This window comes from Planococcus sp. PAMC 21323, from assembly GCF_000785555.1.
Taxonomy (GTDB): Bacteria; Bacillota; Bacilli; order Bacillales_A; family Planococcaceae; genus Planococcus.
This window is the reverse complement of sequence record NZ_CP009129.1, coordinates 61,767-84,634: the sequence shown is the minus strand read 5'-3', so window position 1 is coordinate 84,634 and position 22,868 is coordinate 61,767. Positions and strand designations below refer to the sequence as shown.

18 protein-coding genes, 7 tRNA genes and 3 rRNA genes are annotated in these 22,868 nt (G+C 41.0%); 7 read left to right on the top strand and 21 right to left on the bottom strand.

The window, feature by feature from the left end; translation table 11 throughout:
- Positions 1–468: 468 nt before the first annotated feature.
- The 5 genes from PLANO_RS00505 to PLANO_RS00485 all read right to left on the bottom strand — a co-directional run bounded on the left by PLANO_RS00505 (position 469) and on the right by PLANO_RS00485 (position 4,378).
- Positions 469–1,104 (bottom strand): zf-HC2 domain-containing protein, encoded by a 636-nt coding sequence (locus PLANO_RS00505; RefSeq protein WP_038701980.1) that lies wholly within the window; start codon positions 1,102–1,104, stop codon positions 469–471.
- Positions 1,105–1,116: 12 nt separating this feature from the next.
- Positions 1,117–1,680 (bottom strand): RNA polymerase sigma factor SigW, encoded by a 564-nt coding sequence (gene sigW, locus PLANO_RS00500; protein ID WP_038701978.1) that lies wholly within the window; start codon positions 1,678–1,680, stop codon positions 1,117–1,119.
- A 258-nt stretch (positions 1,681–1,938) separates the two neighbouring features.
- Positions 1,939–2,847 (bottom strand): arginase, encoded by a 909-nt coding sequence (gene rocF, locus PLANO_RS00495; protein WP_038701977.1) that lies wholly within the window; start codon positions 2,845–2,847, stop codon positions 1,939–1,941.
- A gap of 70 nt (positions 2,848–2,917) precedes the next feature.
- Positions 2,918–3,481 (bottom strand): GNAT family N-acetyltransferase, encoded by a 564-nt coding sequence (locus PLANO_RS00490; protein ID WP_038701973.1) that lies wholly within the window; start codon positions 3,479–3,481, stop codon positions 2,918–2,920.
- A 15-nt stretch (positions 3,482–3,496) separates the two neighbouring features.
- Positions 3,497–4,378, bottom strand: coding sequence for a LysR family transcriptional regulator (locus tag PLANO_RS00485; protein ID WP_038701971.1), 882 nt, complete (start codon positions 4,376–4,378; stop codon positions 3,497–3,499).
- Between the two features lie 104 nt (positions 4,379–4,482).
- Here PLANO_RS00485 and PLANO_RS00480 point away from each other — a divergent pair, with 104 nt between their 5' ends.
- Positions 4,483–5,562 carry a citrate synthase/methylcitrate synthase gene (locus tag PLANO_RS00480; protein WP_038701969.1) on the top strand — a complete coding sequence of 360 codons (1,080 nt, stop codon included), beginning with the start codon at positions 4,483–4,485 and terminating at the stop codon, positions 5,560–5,562.
- 70 nt (positions 5,563–5,632) lie between these two features.
- Here PLANO_RS00480 and PLANO_RS00475 read toward each other — a convergent pair.
- The 16 genes from PLANO_RS00475 to PLANO_RS15750 all read right to left on the bottom strand — a co-directional run bounded on the left by PLANO_RS00475 (position 5,633) and on the right by PLANO_RS15750 (position 18,124).
- Positions 5,633–5,705 (bottom strand) — tRNA-Ala (locus PLANO_RS00475).
- A 31-nt stretch (positions 5,706–5,736) separates the two neighbouring features.
- Positions 5,737–5,809, bottom strand: a tRNA-Lys gene (locus PLANO_RS00470).
- Between the two features lie 10 nt (positions 5,810–5,819).
- Positions 5,820–5,894, bottom strand: a tRNA-Gln gene (locus tag PLANO_RS00465).
- Between the two features lie 19 nt (positions 5,895–5,913).
- Positions 5,914–5,997 (bottom strand) — tRNA-Tyr (locus tag PLANO_RS00460).
- Positions 5,998–6,016: 19 nt separating this feature from the next.
- Positions 6,017–6,092: transfer RNA gene (locus tag PLANO_RS00455), tRNA-Val, on the bottom strand.
- 4 nt (positions 6,093–6,096) lie between these two features.
- Positions 6,097–6,171, bottom strand: a tRNA-Glu gene (locus PLANO_RS00450).
- A 59-nt stretch (positions 6,172–6,230) separates the two neighbouring features.
- Positions 6,231–6,303: transfer RNA gene (locus PLANO_RS00445), tRNA-Thr, on the bottom strand.
- Between the two features lie 42 nt (positions 6,304–6,345).
- Positions 6,346–6,461 (bottom strand): 5S ribosomal RNA (gene rrf / locus PLANO_RS00440).
- Positions 6,462–6,537: 76 nt separating this feature from the next.
- Positions 6,538–9,471, bottom strand: a 23S ribosomal RNA gene (locus PLANO_RS00435).
- Between the two features lie 196 nt (positions 9,472–9,667).
- Positions 9,668–11,217: ribosomal RNA gene (locus PLANO_RS00430) — 16S ribosomal RNA — on the bottom strand.
- Together the 16S, 23S and 5S rRNA genes with 7 tRNA genes alongside form the textbook arrangement of a ribosomal RNA operon.
- Before the next feature lie 441 nt (positions 11,218–11,658).
- Complete coding sequence (locus PLANO_RS00425; protein WP_038701967.1) at positions 11,659–12,327, bottom strand: KinB-signaling pathway activation protein; 669 nt, start codon at positions 12,325–12,327, stop codon at positions 11,659–11,661.
- Positions 12,328–12,521: 194 nt separating this feature from the next.
- Positions 12,522–13,586, bottom strand: a complete 1,065-nt coding sequence (locus PLANO_RS00420; protein ID WP_038701965.1) for an Mrp/NBP35 family ATP-binding protein — start codon at positions 13,584–13,586, stop codon at positions 12,522–12,524.
- A 168-nt stretch (positions 13,587–13,754) separates the two neighbouring features.
- Entirely contained in the window at positions 13,755–14,189 is a 435-nt protein-coding gene (locus PLANO_RS00415) for a VOC family protein (RefSeq protein ID WP_038701963.1), read from the bottom strand.
- Between the two features lie 267 nt (positions 14,190–14,456).
- Complete coding sequence (locus tag PLANO_RS00410; protein WP_038701961.1) at positions 14,457–15,539, bottom strand: restriction endonuclease subunit S; 1,083 nt, start codon at positions 15,537–15,539, stop codon at positions 14,457–14,459.
- A complete protein-coding gene (locus PLANO_RS00405; RefSeq protein WP_038701958.1) occupies positions 15,520–17,469 on the bottom strand; it encodes an HsdM family class I SAM-dependent methyltransferase in 1,950 nt (649 codons plus the stop codon). Before PLANO_RS00405 ends, PLANO_RS00410 begins: the two co-directional genes overlap by 20 nt.
- A gap of 67 nt (positions 17,470–17,536) precedes the next feature.
- Positions 17,537–18,124 carry a MerR family transcriptional regulator gene (locus tag PLANO_RS15750; protein ID WP_081976605.1) on the bottom strand — a complete coding sequence of 196 codons (588 nt, stop codon included), beginning with the start codon at positions 18,122–18,124 and terminating at the stop codon, positions 17,537–17,539.
- Between the two features lie 164 nt (positions 18,125–18,288).
- On the opposite strand from PLANO_RS15750, the gene PLANO_RS00395 reads away from it, so the two are divergent.
- The 6 genes from PLANO_RS00395 to PLANO_RS00370 all read left to right on the top strand — a co-directional run bounded on the left by PLANO_RS00395 (position 18,289) and on the right by PLANO_RS00370 (position 22,832).
- Positions 18,289–18,567, top strand: coding sequence for a hypothetical protein (locus tag PLANO_RS00395; protein ID WP_038701956.1), 279 nt, complete (start codon positions 18,289–18,291; stop codon positions 18,565–18,567).
- A gap of 19 nt (positions 18,568–18,586) precedes the next feature.
- The gene (locus PLANO_RS00390) at positions 18,587–18,973 is read left to right on the top strand and encodes a hypothetical protein (protein WP_038701954.1); all 387 of its coding nucleotides are present in this window, start codon (positions 18,587–18,589) and stop codon (positions 18,971–18,973) included.
- A 160-nt stretch (positions 18,974–19,133) separates the two neighbouring features.
- Positions 19,134–20,270, top strand: coding sequence for an FtsK/SpoIIIE domain-containing protein (locus tag PLANO_RS00385; protein ID WP_197053096.1), 1,137 nt, complete (start codon positions 19,134–19,136; stop codon positions 20,268–20,270).
- Positions 20,271–20,365: 95 nt separating this feature from the next.
- Positions 20,366–21,472: a replication initiation factor domain-containing protein gene (locus PLANO_RS00380; RefSeq protein ID WP_038701952.1), complete on the top strand. Its 1,107-nt coding sequence runs from the start codon at positions 20,366–20,368 to the stop codon at positions 21,470–21,472.
- Between the two features lie 26 nt (positions 21,473–21,498).
- A complete protein-coding gene (locus tag PLANO_RS00375; protein ID WP_231554739.1) occupies positions 21,499–21,696 on the top strand; it encodes a helix-turn-helix domain-containing protein in 198 nt (65 codons plus the stop codon).
- Positions 21,697–21,791: 95 nt separating this feature from the next.
- Complete coding sequence (locus PLANO_RS00370; RefSeq protein ID WP_038701948.1) at positions 21,792–22,832, top strand: tyrosine-type recombinase/integrase; 1,041 nt, start codon at positions 21,792–21,794, stop codon at positions 22,830–22,832.
- The last annotated feature ends 36 nt before the right edge of the window (positions 22,833–22,868 follow it).

Here is a 22,868-nt window from a genome sequence, read left to right as displayed (position 1 = left end):
ATAGAAAAAACCCATCCTTTAGGAGAGGATGGGTTTATAGATTGTAGACAAAGTCTATTCAAAATGTATCGTTGTGTATACCCACAACCGTTCTAGCCACTACGCTTTCCTGTGGGCTCAGCTTCAGCCTCCTCGTCACTAACGTTCCTGCGGGGTCTTCAGCTTTCGCTATCCCACGGGAGTCTTCGTGGCCAGAACGGCTGTTGGCATATAGCTCTAATTAGAGAGAGTAACCAGCGAATCTACTTTTCAAGAAGATTAATGAGTAATCACACACGGATCCGAAGCGCAATGCGGCGACTCCTGCGGAAAAACGGAGTGATGAGACCCCGCAGGAGCTTGCGACGAGGAGGCTCAGCGCTTCGTCCGCGGAAAGCGTCCGCATGGAGCGAAGGATCCCGTATAGAGGATAAGATGAATAGTCGTTCGTTAACTAACATAACAATTCTTTTGTCTACCACCTGAGGTTTATTCGTTTGTTTGATTGTCATTTGTTTCAAAAATAGAGGCTGCATCTTTAAATCCTTCTTTAATGGTATACCATAACCATTCAAAAGCTTTATCAATTTCTTCTACTTCTCCGGTAATAACACCGCTCGATGCCATATACTGACCATTAACGATTGTAACATCGCCTTGAAGCTCACCTTCTACTCGTAAATCACCATTACGTACAGTTAAATTGCCTACCACTGTTTCCCCTTCAGGAACAATAACAGTCTGTCCTTCTACAACTAAATTCGGTTGCTTCGTAAATGAAAACTGTTGATCGTCATTAAAGTTTGAAAACAACGCTGTGCTCATTAACAGACAAAACAGCGCGGCAGCAGCAAGCATCGGGTGTCTTCTTAACCAACGCTGAACACCCGCACGCTGTCTTTCTTTCGGTAGGCGGCCCATTGTCTTTTGGACAAAGTCAGAAGGCGCTTGTATATGGGAAGCACTTTGGATAAACGCAACAGTTTTACTTAAAGCCTGGTACTGCTCTCTGCAATCGCTACAGCTTTCCAAATGCTCTTTTAATTGTTTTTCCTCGCTTGGATTAATATCCCCATCAAGGTAATGATTCATTAACTCTAACACGTTTTCCGGACACGTATTCATCGTGCTCGCCTCCTACAAATTGCTCAATTGCTTGCGAAGAGCTTCTCGCCCTCGGTGTATACGCGTCTTTACCGTTCCTAATGGCAAATCCAGAATTTCACTGATTTCCGCAAGTGGCAATTCTTCAATATACTTTAATACAATAGCGGCACGGTACTTATCTGGCAAGCGACTGATTTCGTACTGTACACGCTCTTGAACTTCCATCCTCATTAGCTCTTCTTCTGGAAGTTCGTCATCATTGGCAATTTTCGAATACATATTCAAGCCTTCCGTCCCGCGCACTTCAGCATCTAAATGATAATCCGGCTTTTTCTTGCGGATTCGGTCGATGCATAAATTGGTAGCGATCCGGTACAACCAGGTTGAAAATTTCCGATTCTGATCAAACGTGCGAATATTAACATACGCACGCATAAAAGCTTCTTGAGCAATATCTTCTGCTTCTTGCTTATTGCCAAGCATACGGTAACAAATATGATAAAGCTGGTGCTGGTAAAGCTCCACGATTTCGGCGAATGCGTTCTGATCGCCTTTTATTACTTTCGCTATTCGTTTATTAACTAACGCATCCATGATCTCATTTCCCTCCGCCTATGCGGCTGTACTTTATATACGTATCTCTATTGAAAAAGTTTCACTTATTTTTTCTTATTCTATCGTATCAGACAATACCCAAATAAATCCATCTTATTTTTAAACGATTGTCACTTTAAAAAGTTGCTAGTTTTTGCTATTTTTATTTTGATAACCAAAAACGATGAAAAACAAAAAAGACTGCAGACAACTCAATTGAGTCAATCTACAGTCTAATAGGCTTTCACCTACTTGCTATTACATTAATTTTTCGCCGAACAATGAACCGATCAACGCAACAGCTACATCAGCAGTTTTGTTTTTCTCGTCAAGAATCGGGTTAACTTCTACGAATTCAGCAGAAGTAATAATGTCTGCATCATACAACATTTCCATTGCTAAATGACTTTCGCGGTAGCTAATGCCACCTGGAACTGGTGTGCCGACGCCTGGTGTGTACATTGGATCAATGCCATCAAGATCGAGTGACAAGTGAACCGCATCTGTTTTGCGTTCTTCTTTCAAATAACGGATCGAATCTTCGATGACTGCATGCATACCCATTTTATCAATTTCGTGCATGCTGTAAACGCGGATTCCGTGTTCTTTGATCAATTCACGCTCGCCTGGGTCAACTGAACGTGCTCCAATGATGACGATGTTTTCAGGTTTTACTTTTGGTGAATAGCCGCGAATATTCGTCAACTTTTCATGACCATGTCCAAAGCTTGCTGCAAGCGGCATGCCGTGGATATTGCCTGATGGTGACGTATCGCTTGTGTTCATATCTGCGTGTGCATCATACCAAATAACGCCTAAGTTTTCGTGGCGTTCTGAAATCCCAGCAAGTGTACCGATTGCAATACTGTGATCGCCGCCTAGTACTAACGGGAAATTACCCGCTTCTGCTACGGTAAATACTTTATCGCCAAGTGCTTCTGTTGCTTCAGTAATCGCTTTCAAGTTGCGTAAGTTTGTATCAGTATCTACACTGCCGTCTGTTTGACCAATCTGGATGTCCCCTTCATCTGTAACGCGATGGCCTAACTCTTCGATGCGGTCTACAACACCTGCATAACGGATAGCGCTTGGTCCCATATCAACACCACGACGATTTTGACCGTGATCCATTGGAACTCCGATAATAGAAATATTTAATTTATTCATTATTTTATACCCCCTTAGCAAGATAGACTTATTGTAACCGCTAAGGTCTCTTTGGCTCAACTGCACAATTTTACGTATATTTATTCGCTTTTTTCGTCAAATCTTTTTTCACTTTTGGCCACTCTTTATCAATAATTGAGTAGACAACTGCGTCTCTCGGCTTGCCATTTGAGCGAATTCGCTCGTTTCGCAACACACCTTCTTTAACTGCCCCAATGCGTTCAATCGCCTTCTGCGACCGTATATTTTCAGCATCTGTCTTAAACTGAACACGAATCATGCCCCGTTCTTCAAAGCAATAGCTGAGTAATGCGCGTTTAACTGTTGTGTTAACATGTGTCCGTTGTGCTGACAGTGCATAAAATGTTGCACCCATCTCACAGCTTTTATTGGTTTCATCAATTGCATATATACGTGTAGTTCCGACGATTTCCGACGTTTCAGGATTTTCCACAGCAAAAATAAGTACATTCGACTGGTTCATCCCCGCTTCTAACCACGCCACCATATCTTCAAACACCTCAACTTGATTGAGCATATGCTCAAAAATTTTCGGCGTATACAAAGCCCATAACGCTTCAAAATCATCTCTTTTTAATAACCGCAATCGAACGCCATCTGCTTCTATAATCATGCTGACCTCTCCTTTTTAAGTAAAGTATACTGACTGAATGCGCTCCAAAAAATCTTGTTCTAGCACTCCCATTTGTTTGGCTAAAAAATAAGTAGAGACCGTGGGCAGTGGAAATAAATCGAAATGCGCTTCCATTAAACGGCCTTCCACCAATTCTCGTCGCACCATTGATTTGGGTAAAAATGATGTGCCGAGCCCTTCTTGAATAAAACGTTTTACAATATGCGCTTGTGTGACTTTCATTGTTCGAATACCGGGCATGTGTAAGCGTAACTTCTCTAACAACTCTTCCCAAAAAACAGGATGATGATGCGTAAACAAGATCGAGTTCCGCAAGGTGTCTTCGACTGAAATCGCTGGTCCCGTTTCATCATCATAAGCATCTCTTGGCAAAATAAATAACAAAGGGTCATCATAAACCACAAGTGGTTCAATCGTCCGACCAATAGGTGCTAGAGCAGAAATTCCAGCAGACACTTCTTCTGATTCAACTAAGTCCTCTATAGCTTCTGATTCTTCCACACGGATTATAAACTCGACTTCTGGATGTTGTTCTGTAAAAGACCGCAGTACATAAGGCAAAACCGTTTCGGCCATTAAAGGAGAAATCGCCAATGTCCATTTTTTTCGGTACCCTTGAGCGTAAGCGTGTAATTCTTCCACACTACCATCTAATTGCGCTATTACTTTTTCGGCTTTCTCTTTAAAATGACGCCCTTCTTCTGTTAAAGAAACTCGGTTATGGCTCCGCTTGAATAAAGAAATTCCTAAACTTTCCTCCAATAATCGAATATGAACGGTCACACTAGGCTGCGACATTAACAGACGCTCTGACGTTTTTCTGAAATTCAAGGTTTCTGCCGCATCCACAAAGGTTCTCAACCATTGAACTTCCATAACACCCCTCATTTCGATTAATATTCTTAATTGTCTTAATTATATATCTTTAATTTTTTTTATCAATCTAGAGGAGTAAACTAAAAGAAAAGGAGGCGTTTTACATGTTTCAAAAAGGATTAAAAGGTGTAGTAGCTGTTCAAACTGCGATTGCTTCTGTGGATGGAGATATAGGTGAATTGCGCTATCGTGGCGAACTTGTAAACACAGTTATTCAAGGAAAGTCATTTGAGGAAACTGCTTATTTTCTTTGGTACGGAGTGTCACCTGACACTCGTCAATTGCAACATATCAAACAACAATTGCTTTCCTATCGCAAACTGCCAGAACATCTTGTTCTAATTTCACAGCTTTTACCAAAGGAGATTTCTTTAATGGACGCAATGCGGACCTTAGTATCCGCATATACGCATACCGAATTTCAACAATTGTCTTCTCAACAACAAGCCATTGCATTAACAGCAGCATTGCCAGTAATGACCGCTGCTTTTTACCGCATTCAAAACGGACAACAACCCGTAAAACCACGAGATGATTTAGGTCACACCGCCAATTATCTTTGGATGATCAACGAACAAGAACCTTCTGCTGTACAAACAGAAGCGCTCGAAACTTATTTAAAATTAACAATGGAACACGGCATGAATGCTTCGACTTTTGCAGCACGTGTGACCATTTCAACCGAATCCGATATAGTATCCGCCATCACGTCAGCGCTTGGCACGATGAAAGGTCCACTTCACGGGGGTGCCCCGTCAGGCGTGATTGATTTACTCGACCAAATAAAAACACAAGACCAGATTGCTCCGGTTATTGAAGACAAGTTAAATAGCGGAGAAAAAATTATGGGCTTTGGTCATCGAGTTTACCGTACAGAAGATCCACGGTCTGTAATCTTGCGAGAAAAATGTTTAGAACTTCAAGGAGAAGATCCGTGGCTCGATTTAGCAGTTGCAGCAGAAGCCTATATTGTTAAAAAGCTTAACGAACACAAGCCCGGACGTGCACTGTACACCAATGTAGAGTTTTATGCAGCGGCGATTATGCGATCTATCAAAATGCCGACTCAATTGTTTACACCCACTTTTAGTGTGGCGCGCATCATTGGATGGACAGCGCACACACTCGAACAACAAGAAAATAACGTCATCTTCAGACCACAATCCGAATACATCAAAACCTAAAAAAAACCCGTATCCAAATGAATGGATACGGGTTTTTTACACATGGATAGTACAAATACACATGGAACAATGGAGCCTAGCGGGATCGAACCGCTGACCTCCTGCGTGCAAGGCAGGCGCTCTCCCAGCTGAGCTAAGGCCCCGCGCTGAACAGGCGCAAGGATGTTAAAAGAATGAGCCATGAAGGATTCGAACCTTCGACCCTCTGATTAAAAGTCAGATGCTCTACCAACTGAGCTAATGGCTCATAATAAAAATGGCTGGGGTACCTGGATTCGAACCAGGGCATGACGGGATCAAAACCCGTTGCCTTACCGCTTGGCTATACCCCATTAATTATGATAAGAAAACTGGTGGTGGGGGGCAGATTCGAACTGCCGAACCCGAAGGAGCGGATTTACAGTCCGCCGCGTTTAGCCACTTCGCTACCCCACCGTATAAAGTTATGAAAAAATGGTGGAGGATGACGGGATCGAACCGCCGACCCTCTGCTTGTAAGGCAGATGCTCTCCCAGCTGAGCTAATCCTCCGATATGGTGACCCCTACGGGATTCGAACCCGTGTTACCGCCGTGAAAGGGCGGTGTCTTAACCGCTTGACCAAGGGGCCTTGCCTAATAAAATCGTTTATTTAATTTCCATTTAGAGAAACTCTGTAAAAAAAACAAAAGCTTCCAACCGGATTCGAACCGGTGACCTCTTCCTTACCATGGAAGCACTCTACCTGCTGAGCTATGGAAGCAAGGTAAAAGAATCATTAGGAATAAAAAATAAACATAGAATAGCCCAGCGACGTCCTACTCTCACAGGGGGAAACCCCCAACTACCATCGGCGCAAAAGAGCTTAACTGCCGTGTTCGGGATGGGAACGGGTGTGGCCTCTTTGCCATCATCACTGGACTATTTGGTTGAGTGCTTGTTCACTCAAAACTGGATAAACGACATTGGAACGTGCAAGATTTTCGCCTACAATTTGTTGGTTAAGTCCTCGATCGATTAGTATTCGTCAGCTGCACGTGTCGCCACGCTTCCACCTCGAACCTATCTACCTCATCGTCTTTGAGGGATCTTACTTGCTTGCGCAATGGGAAATCTCATCTTGAGGGGGGCTTCGTGCTTAGATGCTTTCAGCACTTATCCCGGCCACACATAGCTACCCAGCGATGCCCTTGGCAGAACAACTGGTACACCAGCGGTGTGTCCATCCCGGTCCTCTCGTACTAAGGACAGCTCCTCTCAAATTTCCTGCGCCCGCGACGGATAGGGACCGAACTGTCTCACGACGTTCTGAACCCAGCTCGCGTACCGCTTTAATGGGCGAACAGCCCAACCCTTGGGACCGACTACAGCCCCAGGATGCGATGAGCCGACATCGAGGTGCCAAACCTCCCCGTCGATGTGGACTCTTGGGGGAGATAAGCCTGTTATCCCCGGGGTAGCTTTTATCCGTTGAGCGATGGCCCTTCCATGCGGAACCACCGGATCACTAAGCCCGTCTTTCGACCCTGCTCGACATGTACGTCTCGCAGTCAAGCTCCCTTCTGCCTTTACACTCTACGAATGATTTCCAACCATTCTGAGGGAACCTTTGGGCGCCTCCGTTACTCTTTAGGAGGCGACCGCCCCAGTCAAACTGCCCGCCTGACACTGTCTCCCAAGCCGATCAGGCTTGTGGGTTAGAATTTCAATACAACCAGGGTAGTATCCCACTGACGCCTCCTCCGAAGCTGGCGCTCCGGAATCTCAGGCTCCTACCTATCCTGTACAAGTTGCACCAAAATTCAATATCAGGCTACAGTAAAGCTCCACGGGGTCTTTCCGTCCTGTCGCGGGTAACCTGCATCTTCACAGGTACTATAATTTCACCGAGTCTCTCGTTGAGACAGTGCCCAGATCGTTACGCCTTTCGTGCGGGTCGGAACTTACCCGACAAGGAATTTCGCTACCTTAGGACCGTTATAGTTACGGCCGCCGTTTACTGGGGCTTCAATTCGCACCTTCGCTTGCGCTAAGCACTCCTCTTAACCTTCCAGCACCGGGCAGGCGTCAGCCCCTATACGTCACCTTACGGTTTTGCAGAGACCTGTGTTTTTGCTAAACAGTCGCCTGGGCCTATTCACTGCGGCTCTCTCGGGCTATTCACCCTACCAGAGCACCCCTTCTCCCGAAGTTACGGGGTCATTTTGCCGAGTTCCTTAACGAGAGTTCACTCGCTCACCTTAGAATTCTCTTCTCGCCTACCTGTGTCGGTTTGCGGTACGGGCACCTCCCGCCTCGCTAGAGGCTTTTCTTGGCAGTGTGAAATCAGGGACTCTAAGGGTAAACCCTCTTGCCATCACAGCTCAACGTATCAGGAATGGGATTTGCCTCATTCCACGCCTCACTGCTTGGACGTGCACAACCAACGGCACGCTCTCCTTATCCTTCTGCGTCCCCCCATTGCTCAAACGGCGGGGAGGTGGTACAGGAATATCAACCTGTTGTCCATCGTCTACGCCTATCGGCCTCGACTTAGGTCCCGACTAACCCTGAGCGGACGAGCCTTCCTCAGGAAACCTTAGGCATTCGGTGGACGGGATTCTCACCCGTCTTTCGTTACTCATACCGGCATTCTCACTTCTAAGCGCTCCACCAGTCCTTCCGGTCTGACTTCTACGCCCTTAGAACGCTCTCCTACCACGGATCTCTTACGAGATCCATCCACAGCTTCGGTAATCCGTTTAGCCCCGGTACATTTTCGGCGCAGTGTCACTCGACCAGTGAGCTATTACGCACTCTTTAAATGATGGCTGCTTCTAAGCCAACATCCTGGTTGTCTAAGCAACGCCACATCCTTTTCCACTTAACGGATATTTGGGGACCTTAGCTGGTGGTCTGGGCTGTTTCCCTCTTGACTACGGATCTTATCACTCGCAGTCTGACTCCCAAGCATAAATCACTGGCATTCGGAGTTTGTCTGAATTCGGTAACCCGGGATGGGCCCCTAGTCCAAACAGTGCTCTACCTCCAGGATTCTCTATCTTGAGGCTAGCCCTAAAGCTATTTCGGAGAGAACCAGCTATCTCCAGGTTCGATTGGAATTTCTCCGCTACCCACACCTCATCCCCGCACTTTTCAACGTGCGTGGGTTCGGGCCTCCAGTAAGTGTTACCTTACCTTCACCCTGGACATGGGTAGATCACCTGGTTTCGGGTCTACAACTACATACTCTGGCGCCCTATTCAGACTCGCTTTCGCTGCGGCTCCGCCTTCTCAGCTTAACCTTGCATGTAATCGTAACTCGCCGGTTCATTCTACAAAAGGCACGCCATCACCCATTAACGGGCTTTGACTACTTGTAGGCACACGGTTTCAGGATCTATTTCACTCCCCTTCCGGGGTGCTTTTCACCTTTCCCTCACGGTACTGGTTCACTATCGGTCACTAGGAAGTATTTAGCCTTGGGAGATGGTCCTCCCAGATTCCGACGGAATTTCACGTGTTCCGCCGTACTCAGGATCCACTCTGGAGGGGTAGGGTTTTCGGCTACGGGGCTGTTACCCGCTGTGGCGGACCGTTCCAGGTCGCTTCGCCTAATCCTACCTTTTGTAACTCCGTATAGAGTGTCCTACAACCCCAAGAGGCAAGCCTCTTGGTTTGGGCTGATCCCGTTTCGCTCGCCGCTACTCAGGGAATCGCATTTGCTTTCTCTTCCTCCAGGTACTTAGATGTTTCAGTTCCCTGGGTCTGCCTTCTCATGTGCTATAGATTCACACATGGATACTACCCGATTAAAGGTAGTGGGTTCCCCCATTCGGAAATCTCCGGATCATCGCTCACTTACAGCTCCCCGAAGCATATCGGTGTTAGTGCCGTCCTTCTTCGGCTCCTAGTGCCAAGGCATCCACCGTGCGCCCTTTCTAACTTAACCAATGGTTAATTAAAAAGTTGTGACCAATGGTCACGCGTACTTGAATTTCTTGCATTTGTTTCAATGTCGTTTTATCCAGTTTTCAAAGAACAAGTTTGAAAGTCACAAAAAAAGGCGTTGCCGCCTGAAGGTGAACCTTCAAAACTGAACGCAAAACGTCAACCCCGAGAAAACTCGGTTCCGAATTTATCCTTAGAAAGGAGGTGATCCAGCCGCACCTTCCGATACGGCTACCTTGTTACGACTTCACCCCAATCATCTGTCCCACCTTCGGCGGCTGGCTCCACAAGGGTTACCTCACCGACTTCGGGTGTTACAAACTCTCGTGGTGTGACGGGCGGTGTGTACAAGGCCCGGGAACGTATTCACCGTGGCATGCTGATCCACGATTACTAGCGATTCCGGCTTCATGCAGGCGAGTTGCAGCCTACAATCCGAACTGAGAACGGTTTTATGGGATTGGCTCCCCCTCGCGGGTTGGCAACCCTTTGTACCGTCCATTGTAGCACGTGTGTAGCCCAGGTCATAAGGGGCATGATGATTTGACGTCATCCCCACCTTCCTCCGGTTTGTCACCGGCAGTCACCTTAGAGTGCCCAACTGAATGCTGGCAACTAAGATCAAGGGTTGCGCTCGTTGCGGGACTTAACCCAACATCTCACGACACGAGCTGACGACAACCATGCACCACCTGTCACCACTGTCCCCGAAGGGAAAAGTGTATCTCTACACCGGGCAGTGGGATGTCAAGACCTGGTAAGGTTCTTCGCGTTGCTTCGAATTAAACCACATGCTCCACCGCTTGTGCGGGCCCCCGTCAATTCCTTTGAGTTTCAGCCTTGCGGCCGTACTCCCCAGGCGGAGTGCTTAATGCGTTAGCTGCAGCACTAAGGGGCGGAAACCCCCTAACACTTAGCACTCATCGTTTACGGCGTGGACTACCAGGGTATCTAATCCTGTTTGCTCCCCACGCTTTCGCGCCTCAGCGTCAGTTACAGACCAGAAAGTCGCCTTCGCCACTGGTGTTCCTCCACATCTCTACGCATTTCACCGCTACACATGGAATTCCACTTTCCTCTTCTGCACTCAAGTTCTCCAGTTTCCAATGACCCTCCACGGTTGAGCCGTGGGCTTTCACATCAGACTTAAAGAACCGCCTGCGCGCGCTTTACGCCCAATAATTCCGGACAACGCTTGCCACCTACGTATTACCGCGGCTGCTGGCACGTAGTTAGCCGTGGCTTTCTGGTGAGGTACCGTCAAGGTACCAGTAGTTACTTGGTACTTGTTCTTCCCTCACAACAGAGTTTTACGATCCGAAAACCTTCGTCACTCACGCGGCGTTGCTCCGTCAGACTTTCGTCCATTGCGGAAGATTCCCTACTGCTGCCTCCCGTAGGAGTCTGGGCCGTGTCTCAGTCCCAGTGTGGCCGATCACCCTCTCAGGTCGGCTACGCATCGTCGCCTTGGTAGGCCATTACCCCACCAACTAGCTAATGCGCCGCGGGCCCATCCTGCAGTGACAGCCGAAACCGTCTTTCCGTGCAGCCTCAGGAGAGGCCGCAAACTATTCGGTATTAGCACCGGTTTCCCGGAGTTATCCCGATCTGCAGGGCAGGTTGCCCACGTGTTACTCACCCGTCCGCCGCTAAACAATGGGAGCAAGCTCCCAAAGTTCCGCTCGACTTGCATGTATTAGGCACGCCGCCAGCGTTCGTCCTGAGCCAGGATCAAACTCTCCATTATAGAGTAGTGTTGATTGCTCAATACTGCTGGCGTATCGCCGTCCAAAGACGCACGATTCGCTTTGATCTGCGCAATGCTGATCAGTAAGTTTTGCGCGGGCCGTTTTGCGCGACCGTTGCTGTTTGTTGACGTTTTGCTGTTCAGTTTTCAAGGTTCAAGTTGTTAATATTAAGTGCCGCCGTTTTGTTTATGTTGTTCGTCGTTGCTTGGCGACTTTTATTATATTAAAGCATGATTAGACTCCTGTCAACACTTTCGCGAAAGTTTTTCTCGAAACCTGCTTTTTCCTTCTGTACTTCTACTTTTTCAACCCCACCAAAAACCCTCCACCCCTACAGCCACCTGCGCCCCCTTCAGATCAAGCTAACTTTTCAAAGAATAAAAAATCACCTGTCCACTCTGCTGAAACCAGTGGACAAATGATCTTTTCTTAAAAAAACATTATTCTGATTTTGCTTTTCTTGCAGCACGTCGCTCTTCTAGCTTTTGACGATCCACGTCGGACTGTGCGTTATATTTTGGTAATACCAATAGTTGATAAGCGTTTACCGCTAAGAATGGGAACAATAACAACGTAACCCAGCTGTCGATATTTCCTGCTTCTACCATCAAGGCAGGAAGCCACTCAACTGTTGTAATAACAATCATAAAGAACAACGCAGAAATAAAAGTTTCTTTGTTTGTCCATTTCGCTTTAACATAAGCCGTAACGACTCCTGTAACAATCAAAATTGTCAATAATGTTCCATATAACCAAACTTGTTCTGTTGTTTGTGCATTTGGCGCAAAACGGAATAGGATCAAATCTGTTATAACTACGACAATAATTAAAAGCTGTATCCAGTTCCATAAGCGCAATGTGCGGAAAATGTTCATCCCGATTTGATGCACCGTCAAGTAAGCAAAGAAACAAAGCTGACTAATGATACTCATCGTCAACCCGATAATGACGAGCCAAACAAATCCTGCTAAAAACTCTCCCCATTGCCCGTTGCTGAATGGTTCTGCAAATACATCTTCCCAGCGAACGAATAATCCTAGTACCCCTGTTACAATTCCACCTATTAAAAGAGCTTTAAAGAAAAACTTAACCCAGTTTCGTATTGTCAATTGAATGCCTCCGTTATTTAAAGTTCTTTTAAGATTGTACCAACCGGCTATTGAAAAATCCATTCACTGTAACCAATAGACTGTGAACAAATCACGAATATCGAATCCTTTGTTACTGAATCGCCACATCCTATTGTTATCCTTCCAAAATAAAAGTCCGGAAACCAATAGAGGCTTCCGGACTGATCAAGCTTTTATTTTTTATCGGCGAATTGTTTAATGACTTGATTCGCAATGTCTTCGTAAATTTTTCCTGTCGGATGATCTTCCAAGTAGACAGATGGAGCAAAGTCTTCTTCGTTCCAGTCAGGCTGACCCATTGGAATCTGTCCAAGTAGCGGCGTACGTAATTCTTCTGCAAGTTTCGGTCCGCCTCCTTGACCAAAGAGGTATTCTCTCTTGCCCGTCTCTGCGCTTTCGTACCATGACATGTTTTCGATAACACCTAATACTTCGTGATCTGTTTGAATTGCCATCGCTCCAGCACGTGCTGCGACGAATGCTGCAGTCGGGTGCGGCGTCGTGATGACGATTTCTTTAGAAGCCGGAAGCATTTGGTGAATGTCGAGTGCAACATCTCCTGTGCCTGGTGGCAAGTCTAATAGAAGATAATCCAAATCTCCCCATTCTACATCGCGGAAGAATTGATCTAACACTTTACCAAGCATTGGACCACGCCATACAACTGGCATATTATCTTCTACGAAAAAGCCCATCGAGATAACTTTCACACCAAATCGTTCAACTGGAATAATCGTCTGGCCGCGAACAACTGGAGATTTATCGATGCCCATCATGTCCGGCACACTAAAGCCGTAGATATCCGCATCGATCAATCCAACTTTTTTACCGAGACGCGCTAACGCGATCGCCAAGTTGACAGAGACGGTTGATTTACCAACGCCGCCTTTACCACTAGCGATCGAAATAAATTCTACTTTGTTTAATGGAGACAATAAATCTTGCGCTTCTGATTCGGTTGCCGTTCCGCGGAACTTCGCTAACGCTTCAGGTGGCAACTCTTCAAAACGAATACCGACAGAATCCGCTCCCGCTCCTTTTAATAACTCAACTACTTTCATTTGTAGTTGCATTTGTTCTGGTGTGTTTGTTTTGGCAATTGCCAACTTCACACTCACGTGTTTTTTCTCTTCCTTGATCGTTACAGATGTAATGCCCTCTGTTTCAGTCAACGATCTATGTAAAAACGGATCTTCTAACGCTCCGAGTAATTCGCGTACTTGTACTTCAGTTAACATATCGATACACTCCCTATCAATTTTGCTCACCATAAAGTATAGCACAGCAAATCTTATTTTTAATGTATTCGGTCTTATAAGAAAAATGAATAAGCCACTCTTCTCTTCCTGACGCGAAAGATCTAGAGTGGCTTCTTTTTTTAAGCTTAACTTGAGTAGCTACTCCACTTAAGAGTCAATGATCAACATATCTTGGTCATCGTACGTAAATTCTGGTCCCCAAGCCACTTCCCAGTAATAACCGTCCGGGTCTGTGAAATAACCTGAATAACCTCCCCAGAAAACTTCTCGAGGTTCTTTTACAATTTTCCCTCCAGCGTTTCTTGCCAAATCTATGACTTGATCTACTTCTTCTTTAGACTTCGCGTTGTACGCTAATGTAATACCTGCAAACCCCGTGCCAGTCGGCGGATTTTGTTCATCAATGTCTTTCGCTAACTCCTCTAATGGATACAATTCTAATTTTGTTCCAGATGAATTAAAGAAAACAATTGCTGGATCGCTCTCTCTTTCAGCTGTTTGAAAGCCAAGGCCATCCCGATAAAATTTAACCGCTGTTGTCATATCTTTTACACCTAGACAAATCAAGTTGATTCGGTTCATCTTTCCCCCTCCTCTTTTCTTCTACTTTACCCGTCTTGCTTTGCATTTGAACATAAAAAAAGCACCTTCCGAATTTCTTCGGAAAGTGCTTTGTAAACGAAAATCGAAATTAACGTTTTGAGAAATACTCTTATAAAATTTGAGTATACCTCATCCGTTTGCAACCATCTGTATCAGTCACGAAAGATATTATTATATGGATACAGAAGTACAATTCAGGATGAAAATTGATGCAATTTGAACCATTTTGAACCAGACTTACAGATGTTAGTTGAATACACTTATATTTTCCCACGCTTTAATAGTTTGTTTTATCTTGTTACTCATAATATATCTCATATAGTTGGACATAAATTCCCAATCAGGTTCATTATCATCATTGATTGGAAGTAATACCTTCTGCTTTTTCAACCTAGTTGAATTTATAGTAAATGAATAACTATATTTTTTACATACATTTTCTAAGCATCTAATAAAAAATAATAATGCGTATTCCGATAATTCTTCCTTGGGTCTTAAACAATTAACTTTAGTACCAGTATAAAATGGATAGTTTTGCAAAAAAGGTTTAGCAGTTTCATTACCTATTGTAATTACAGGGAAATCTTCATTTAGATATTTTTTAGATTGTGCTTCTAAAAACCCATCAATTCCGTTATTAGTTGTTTTTCTGGTTACGTATGACATTCTCCCCGATTTAACATCTAATTTGTTTGCATCTAAGCTTTTCCCTATTCTATTATCAAAATAATCTTCTACTATAAAATTGCTCCATTTTATACCATCTAGTGATATTTCATTTACACTATCTATCTTTGCTAATTCTTGCCCAAGAAAATTTATTATTTTTTTTCTTACTCTATTTTCTTTTTCTTCTATATAATTCTCCATGTAACCCCAACAGACATCATTACTTTGATCTACAGGCAGTATAATTTTAGTACGTTTCAACCTTGTTAAGGTTGCCCCATTTCCACCCCAGTTGAATTTTTTCATTTGCTTTTTCAACAAAGGAATTATATAGAAAGCATTGTATTTATTTAAACGAGAGTTTCTTAAAACTTGAATATTTTGTCCAGTATAAAATGATTTTTCTTGATAAAAAATAGTTTGAGTATCCAAACCAATAATAATAGCGTTTCCTTTATCTTTTTGAAATCTGTTTCGTTGCCTTTCTCCAATAAATGTTTCTACGCCATTGTTTAAATTAGTTCTAGTGATATATGGTACATTTCCACTTTCTTCTACTAACTTGTTTTTATCTATACCACTCTTAGAAGATTTTATATCGAAAATATTTCCAATTTCAAATTCTCCCCATGTTTCAAACTTATTTATCATCATCGTCATCATCATCTCCTCCAAAAAGATAATCACGACCATGAAGAACCATATCTAACTGAAATGATAGATAGTCAGCAAGTGTTTCTTCAAATTCCTCACTCGTAGGTGGTTCTTCATTAAAGTAATAGAAACTATGTAATAATTCATCTTCAGGTTCGATAATTGTTTCTACACAAAATTCATTTTGCGCTTCTATTTCTCCACTCCATACATTTAGCAATAAATTTTTCCGATCTTTAGCTTCCGGAGTTTCAATCAAACCAATATGCTTCGCCACTTTATATCCATCATTACTAAAATCTATAAATTTACTTTTGAAATTTTTACTATGTGGAATACCGGCGACAAATACAACTATACAAGGATTTACACCTACACCATAAAACGTTTCCTTATTTAATGTAATAACCCCTTTAAGTGTGTGTTTCTTTAAGATATCTCTCATAATTTCTTTTTCAATTTTTGTTTTACCAGTTACCGTAGATTGAGGAACGATAGCTATACCTTGCCCTCCCTCGACAAGGCTATCAAGCATACGACTAATAAAGTTAATCTCATACTGCTCTTTGTCTTTAGTTCGCGTTGCCATACTATAAGGAGGATTTATCATGCCTATCGTGGGCATGATCTCACTTTGTATTTTAGCTGAGTTTTGAATTAGAAAATTTTCATTTCTTAAGTTGGATTTTCCATCTCCACGTAAAATCATATTTGTAGTCGAAATTGTAAACATATAATCTTGTAATTCTATCCCATGCAATTGCCTTTGACGAATTTGTCTTTTTTTCACTTCATCATCTTCGTCTGTTTTTGACAGTAAATTATGCATAGCAGCAATCAAAAACCCTCCTGTTCCACAACACGGATCAAATACTACATCATCTACTTTTAAATCTGCTAAATCACAAAATAATTGTGTTATATGGGCTGGCGTTAAAACAATCCCTAACCCTTGTCCATCTCCACCACTATAAGACATAAACTCACTATAAAAATTCCCCAAGTAATCATGGTGAGATCCAGTAAATCTAATATCTTGATATATATTTTCCCATAGAAATTCTGCGAAGTACCTTAATGAAGTCATACCTAATTCATCATTTTTATTATTTATGTGTGCATCCGTTTTAAATATAGAAAACTGAGCCATCAATTTATCTCGTTTTGCTTCCGGAGAAATATTTGAACGTCTTAGATTACTTTCGATAGCTTGATAGATCTTATAACCATCTGGATTATTCTTATCTCCAGTTAGCTGACTAACGCTAAACCCTCCATATTCTCCTTCGCGCAAAGCCAATAAAATACCGCTTACTATTAGAGGTTTATCACGTTCTTGTAAGTTGCCATAAGTCCGGAGTGCTTCATGTAATTCCCTAGCAAGTTGCAAAATCTGAGTCGATTCTTTTTGTACATTAGTTTCTTCGTCGAGAACATTATTCATATAATAGGTATGAATATTTTTACTTGAAAAGTTAACTAATGTTTCTACTTCTTCTAGCTCTTTATATTGTAAACTGTCGTCAATAAAAATAGGGGTAATACGGTGGCGCTTTTCTCCTCCACTAATCCCTACAGCGAATATCTTTTTAAATGGTACTTTTTCATCTTTTAATAAATGTAATGCATAATACAAAGCACCATTAACAGCAAACTCTTGAACTGACTTACTATCTAAATCAATTACACCGTCACTATTGTATTTAACATGTCTTGATGTATCTTTTTTATTTTCAATCAATATTAAAAATTCATCATTGCCTGTCTCTATTAAACTAGTAAAATCTGGTCTTCCAACATTTCCAGAACCTGATTTACTAGCTTTTGTTAATGATTTATCAATTTGAACTATGCTTGAACCTTGTGGAAATAATTCTATTTTAGCTTCTTTCGCCATATTATAAACCCATATATCTGTTTGTGTTTCATTTTTCACAAAGAGCCCTCCTGAATGTAGTGTTAGCAATATAATAACATTTTATAACTAGATATAATTTTTATTTTTAATGTTTAATATATAATTTCCTTTCTAAATAATCTAACGCAATACCTCTCTCAGTATCATTTGAATCGATACTTGAATCTACTATTAATAAATTCATTTTTAACTCTTCTTTATCAAGAAGAATATCTGGAAATAGTTTTTTAAAACACAGCTCTAGCATATCTTGTTTAATTATATTATCTGCCTGAATTTCTATCTGAAGTTCAAAATCTTCCGACATTCTTTCATGTGAAGGAAGATTTAAATATCTAAAATAATCTTCCTCAAGCTTGATACCTTTTGCAAATTCATCTATCGCCTTTTGTTTCAAATGATTAGATGTTTGCTTTTCATATTCTTTCTCTTGTCTTTTATATTTCTGTTTAAATAAAAAATCCATTTTTAGTTGTTCTAACTTTAAAACATCCTCTTTTTTATAACGTCTATCTGCATTTCTTTTAGGAGTTGGCTGAATGCACTCGATTTTTAACTCTTTCATCCAATTCCTTATTGTTCTTTGAGTGACAATCCTCTTTTCTTCATATTTCCCCTCAAAATATTCAAGTATTTCTTTTTGTTTTACTTCTTCATCTAAATTCCAAATCATCTTAATCCCTCTTTCCTCATGAATCTTAATAATTATATAACAAAATCACCTTTAATACTATAGTATCGCTTAATTTTCCCCATCAATTTTTCCTCATGAATTTCCTTATAAAAACCTAGATAAATGATATACTTAAGTCACAGTTGAGAAAGGAGGAGAAAACTATGCGATCTAATTACCCGAACTTACATGGGCATAAAGATAATTGGAAATATAAAGAAGTTAGTAATGTGGGATTATTTTTCCAAGATTTTAAAGATCACTTAAATAAAACGAACATTGAAGAAGCTAAAAAAGTTTTAGAAAAATGTTTGATTGAATTCTATTTCGATCCCATTACTCTTAATTTCGAAAATATTAAGTTGATCATCGAAAATGTAGATAATGCTGCAACTACTTTAAATGAACTCACCGTAATTGAAGAAGAGTATTTAAAAAATTGACAGAAAGAGGTTATGCACTATGCCGATTAATAATGCGTGGGTATTTACAGAAACAAAATTTAAAGCAGACGAATTTTTAAAAAAGACACATAATCTGTACAAGTTTGCTTCACAGCGACCATATACAAATAAAAAAGACCCTAGTGAAACAGGAGTTTTTGTAAATTTGTTAGTTGTCAAAGACGATACAGATTACGGTTATGATAAAAAAACTGGCATGAAGCGTGATGATAACACGCTAAGTAATTTTGGAGTCACGATATTAAACGGAAAAGATCACGTGGATATTCAAAAAGGCGATTTTGTACGTTTAGTTGATTTTGTTCCAGAAAAATCGTTTGTTATAGGATTCGACTTGCTCCTCCGATTTAAAAACGTGGAAAAAGTTAATGTTCAAACGAAGTAAGTTAAGAACGCAGCGACACCAGAATGGTATTTTCATAAACAGTGCTTACTTAATGCTTAGTATTCTGGTGTTATCCCTAAACTATATTGACTCCCAACTAAAGTTGGGAGTCTTTATACAATTAAGTAGACCGCTTATGACACTTGTAGCAGTCATATTCATGTTTCAAGTAATTATATGGTTATTTCGCAACAAGGCTTATAAAGGTATGAAATACGCTATATCCCACTACCTTACCCTTCTAAAGCTGCGTAAAGCCTTTCTTGACGCTAACTATTACAACAAGAGAGTTTACTTTAATACAGATGTGGCAGAACTACCAAAAATTAAATTAGTGTTTTTCAACGAATATTCAAAAGCGAAGTTATTTGTTGAAAACATCAACCTCAACAAAGATATAAGTGTTGTAAACATTTCCTTTGCCTTGGATAATTTCATAGTTGATAGAGCATATTTATCAAATGATGAACTTTATTACATCTTTGAAATTTATGACAGTAACATTGATCAGCAGCTCAAATTCCGGAATATTCAGGAACTAAGGAACCACTCTTCTAAATCAAATGATTACACGCTTTTTATTGACAAATCTGTCTCAATCTCATTATATGGCACTTTGTTAGTCGGACAAACTGGTTCAGGTAAAACATATGCACTTTATTCGCTTATCCTACAAATGTTAACTAAAAATGTGCCATACAATATTTACTTTGCTGATCCCAAAAATTCGAGTCTTGCAGTTCTTGGCGAACGACTTTCACAAGAAAATACCGCCACTTCTATAGACGACATTGTTAAATTACTGCAAGTCTTTAACGAAGCTATGGAAGTTAGAAAAAAAGATATAAAAAAAGATCTTAGTACGAAATTGGAAGCAACATACGCTGATTTCCACTACGAGCCGTATATCTTTATATTTGATGAATTTGCTAGTTTTCAGACAATATTGCAGACGATGGATAAAAAAAAGCGTGATGAAGTAATGAAGCTTCTATCTCAAGTAGTTTTACAGGGACGACAATTAGGATTTTTTATTTGGATTGTTATGCAGAAGTCTGACGCTACATTGTTGCCAACTAGTTTACGTGAAAACTTACCAGTAAAGTTTGTACTTGGTAACGCTGAAAAACAGACTTACACAACAGCATTTGGCGCAGGAGTAGATGTACCCGAAAAAGAACTTTCATTAGGTCAAGGAGTCTTTACTTGTCCGATCATAGCAAACTCACCTAAAATTTGCCACTTCAGCTATCTGGATTTTGACATCCTAGAGGCTGTGAATCTCTTAAAATCGTGAGCGGGGGTTATGTAATAACCCCCGCTCCGCATAACAATAAAATTCTCAGCAATGCTGATTTATCAACGTTTCAGGTCTTGAAAGGAGTGATTACTTTGTTGGATGTTCAAATCGATGAGTTTACTTTAGTTTTGCAGCCTACCAAAAGACCAGACTATATCGAAGGTTGGGAAAGTATGGCTCTCAAACTCATTGATGAATTCATTCACCTGTCAAAATTAGAAACTTTGTTAGGCGAACTAAAAGAAGTGGCATATTCTTTGCCTAAAGGATATTCAAATGGTTTTGTTTGCGACAATAAGCCATATTACTTCGCTATCGCTTACCACGAGGACTTTATACAGATGGGAATTTGCATAAAATTTTCTGCGCAAGCATGGATGGAATACAGAGAGCAAAATGAATTACTGTTCAATAGTTCCATACAGATTCATCAGTTTCTCACAAACGTAAATAATAACAGTTTATACACTTCCAGAATTTCGAGAATTGATATTGCAATTGATTTTATTAATGAAAAATTGAATGTAAACACTATTTACAATCAAATTTCTAAAAAAAATCAAATTATTAAAACCTCTGCTGGAAGAAAGAATCACTCAGATCTATCAGCTATTACAAAAAATAATATAACATCAACTTTTTATGTAGGTTCAAAAGGCAAAAATATTAAGTCACTATTGAGAGTTTATGATAAGAAAAAGGAACAAGTTGAAACATTAGGTGTTCGTTATGAAGAAGCAATCCAATGTGAAAACTGGGTGCGTTTTGAAGCGGTCTTTAAAGGGACTTATGCGCATGGGTTGTCAGAGCAACTGCAAACTATAAAAACGGACGTTGAGTTAAAAGATTTACTCGTTTCAGCATTAACTGATCGTTACCAGTTCTATTATGGCAAATCAGAAAAACCAACCACGTATACAAAAAAGATGATTGATTTACTCAATCAAAGGAGTTTTGTATTTAACACCCCTTCGCCACGGAACAACTTGCTCGAACAGTCACAGATGCATATTTTAAGTGGTTCTGGACTCTTTCCTTACTTATTTAAAGTCCGGCGTATCTGGGGAGATGAAGGGCTTAAAAATTGCGTTGCATTTCTTCAAGATGAATTTGAAAATTACGAGCCTACCGATGAAGTTTTATCATGGCTTAAAAAGTATTCTGTCCTGTATACGAAGCAAGGTTATCCATTCAAATAAATATTTCATAAGGAGAAGATATGCTAATGAACACGCTAAGTATATTGAAAGATTATCCGTATCTTTTAACCCGAGAACAAGCATCAAGCTTTCTTGGCGTAGACCCAAAGTCATTTGACAAATATATACGCTCTCACGATAAACTTAATCGTTTTATGATTGGTCGACAAGAACGATACACCATAGAGTCTTTAATAAAGTTCATCGAGAAACAATCTATTTAAACAATTAATAGTTGATAATATGCTAAGTACAGAATACAATTCACTTGTATTCAACTAGCATCCTATCAACTATTTTTATGAGAGGATTTGATAGTATGGCTAGCATTGTAAAAAGAGGAAAAGCATATCGAGCACAAATTTCTTTATACAAGCACGGTAAACATAATAAGTTATCTCAAACGTTTTCAACGAAAAAAGAAGCAGAACTTTGGGCGTTGGAAATGGAGTTAGCCAAAGGAGGAGGTAAAGAACTAGCAGAGAGAACAACGACATTTGCAGACTTTTTTGAGCGATGGATTTACCTCGTAAAAATTAATGACGTAAAAGAAACAACGTTTCAAAATTACCTTCGGACATCTCAAGTAGTGAAAAATTTGTTTCAAGATATTCGATTAAAAGATTTAAATGATATTGTCGTTCAGAAGAAAATTGACGAATATGCTAAAACTCATTCACGCAAAACAACACATGAAGTACTTCTTAAGATTAAAACGTCCTTACGTGATGCTTATGCTCGGGGATACATTGCAAACGATTTTGCCCGCTTAGTAAAAACGCGCGGTAAGACGCTTCCTAAGCGTAATAAGGCCTTATCTATCACTAACCTTAAAAAGCTTCGGAACTATCTCTTACAGCATCCAGTAGACGAATTTAACCTATTAGTATTACTTGCATTGGAAACAGGTATGCGACGCGGTGAGTTATTGGCTATACGCCCTGAGAGCTTGTATCAGTTCGGTATTGAAGTTAGACATTCAATTAGTCCGACCTCTGCTGATACGTCATTAAAAACCCAAAATGCTAAACGAGATGTTTCCATTAATCAGGAAGTATACAATCTTGTAAAGAAGATCCCTCCAAAGGATAATGGCTATATTTTTGGCTTTAGCGGCTTCAAACAGTCTGAATTACTCTCAGACCTATTAGCACAGCTAAAGATCCCAAAAACGACCTTCCATGGCTTACGGGATACACACGCATCATTCCTTTTTTCCCAAAACATTGATATTGCCTATGTTTCCCAAAGACTCGGACATATCAATATTCAAACGACTCAAAACTATTACCTCGAATTAATGCCAGAAAAAAAGCACCAGCAGGATGCCGATGCTTTAAATCTTTTAAATTCGTTGTAATACAAATTATTGATTTGAACCAACTTGAACCAATAA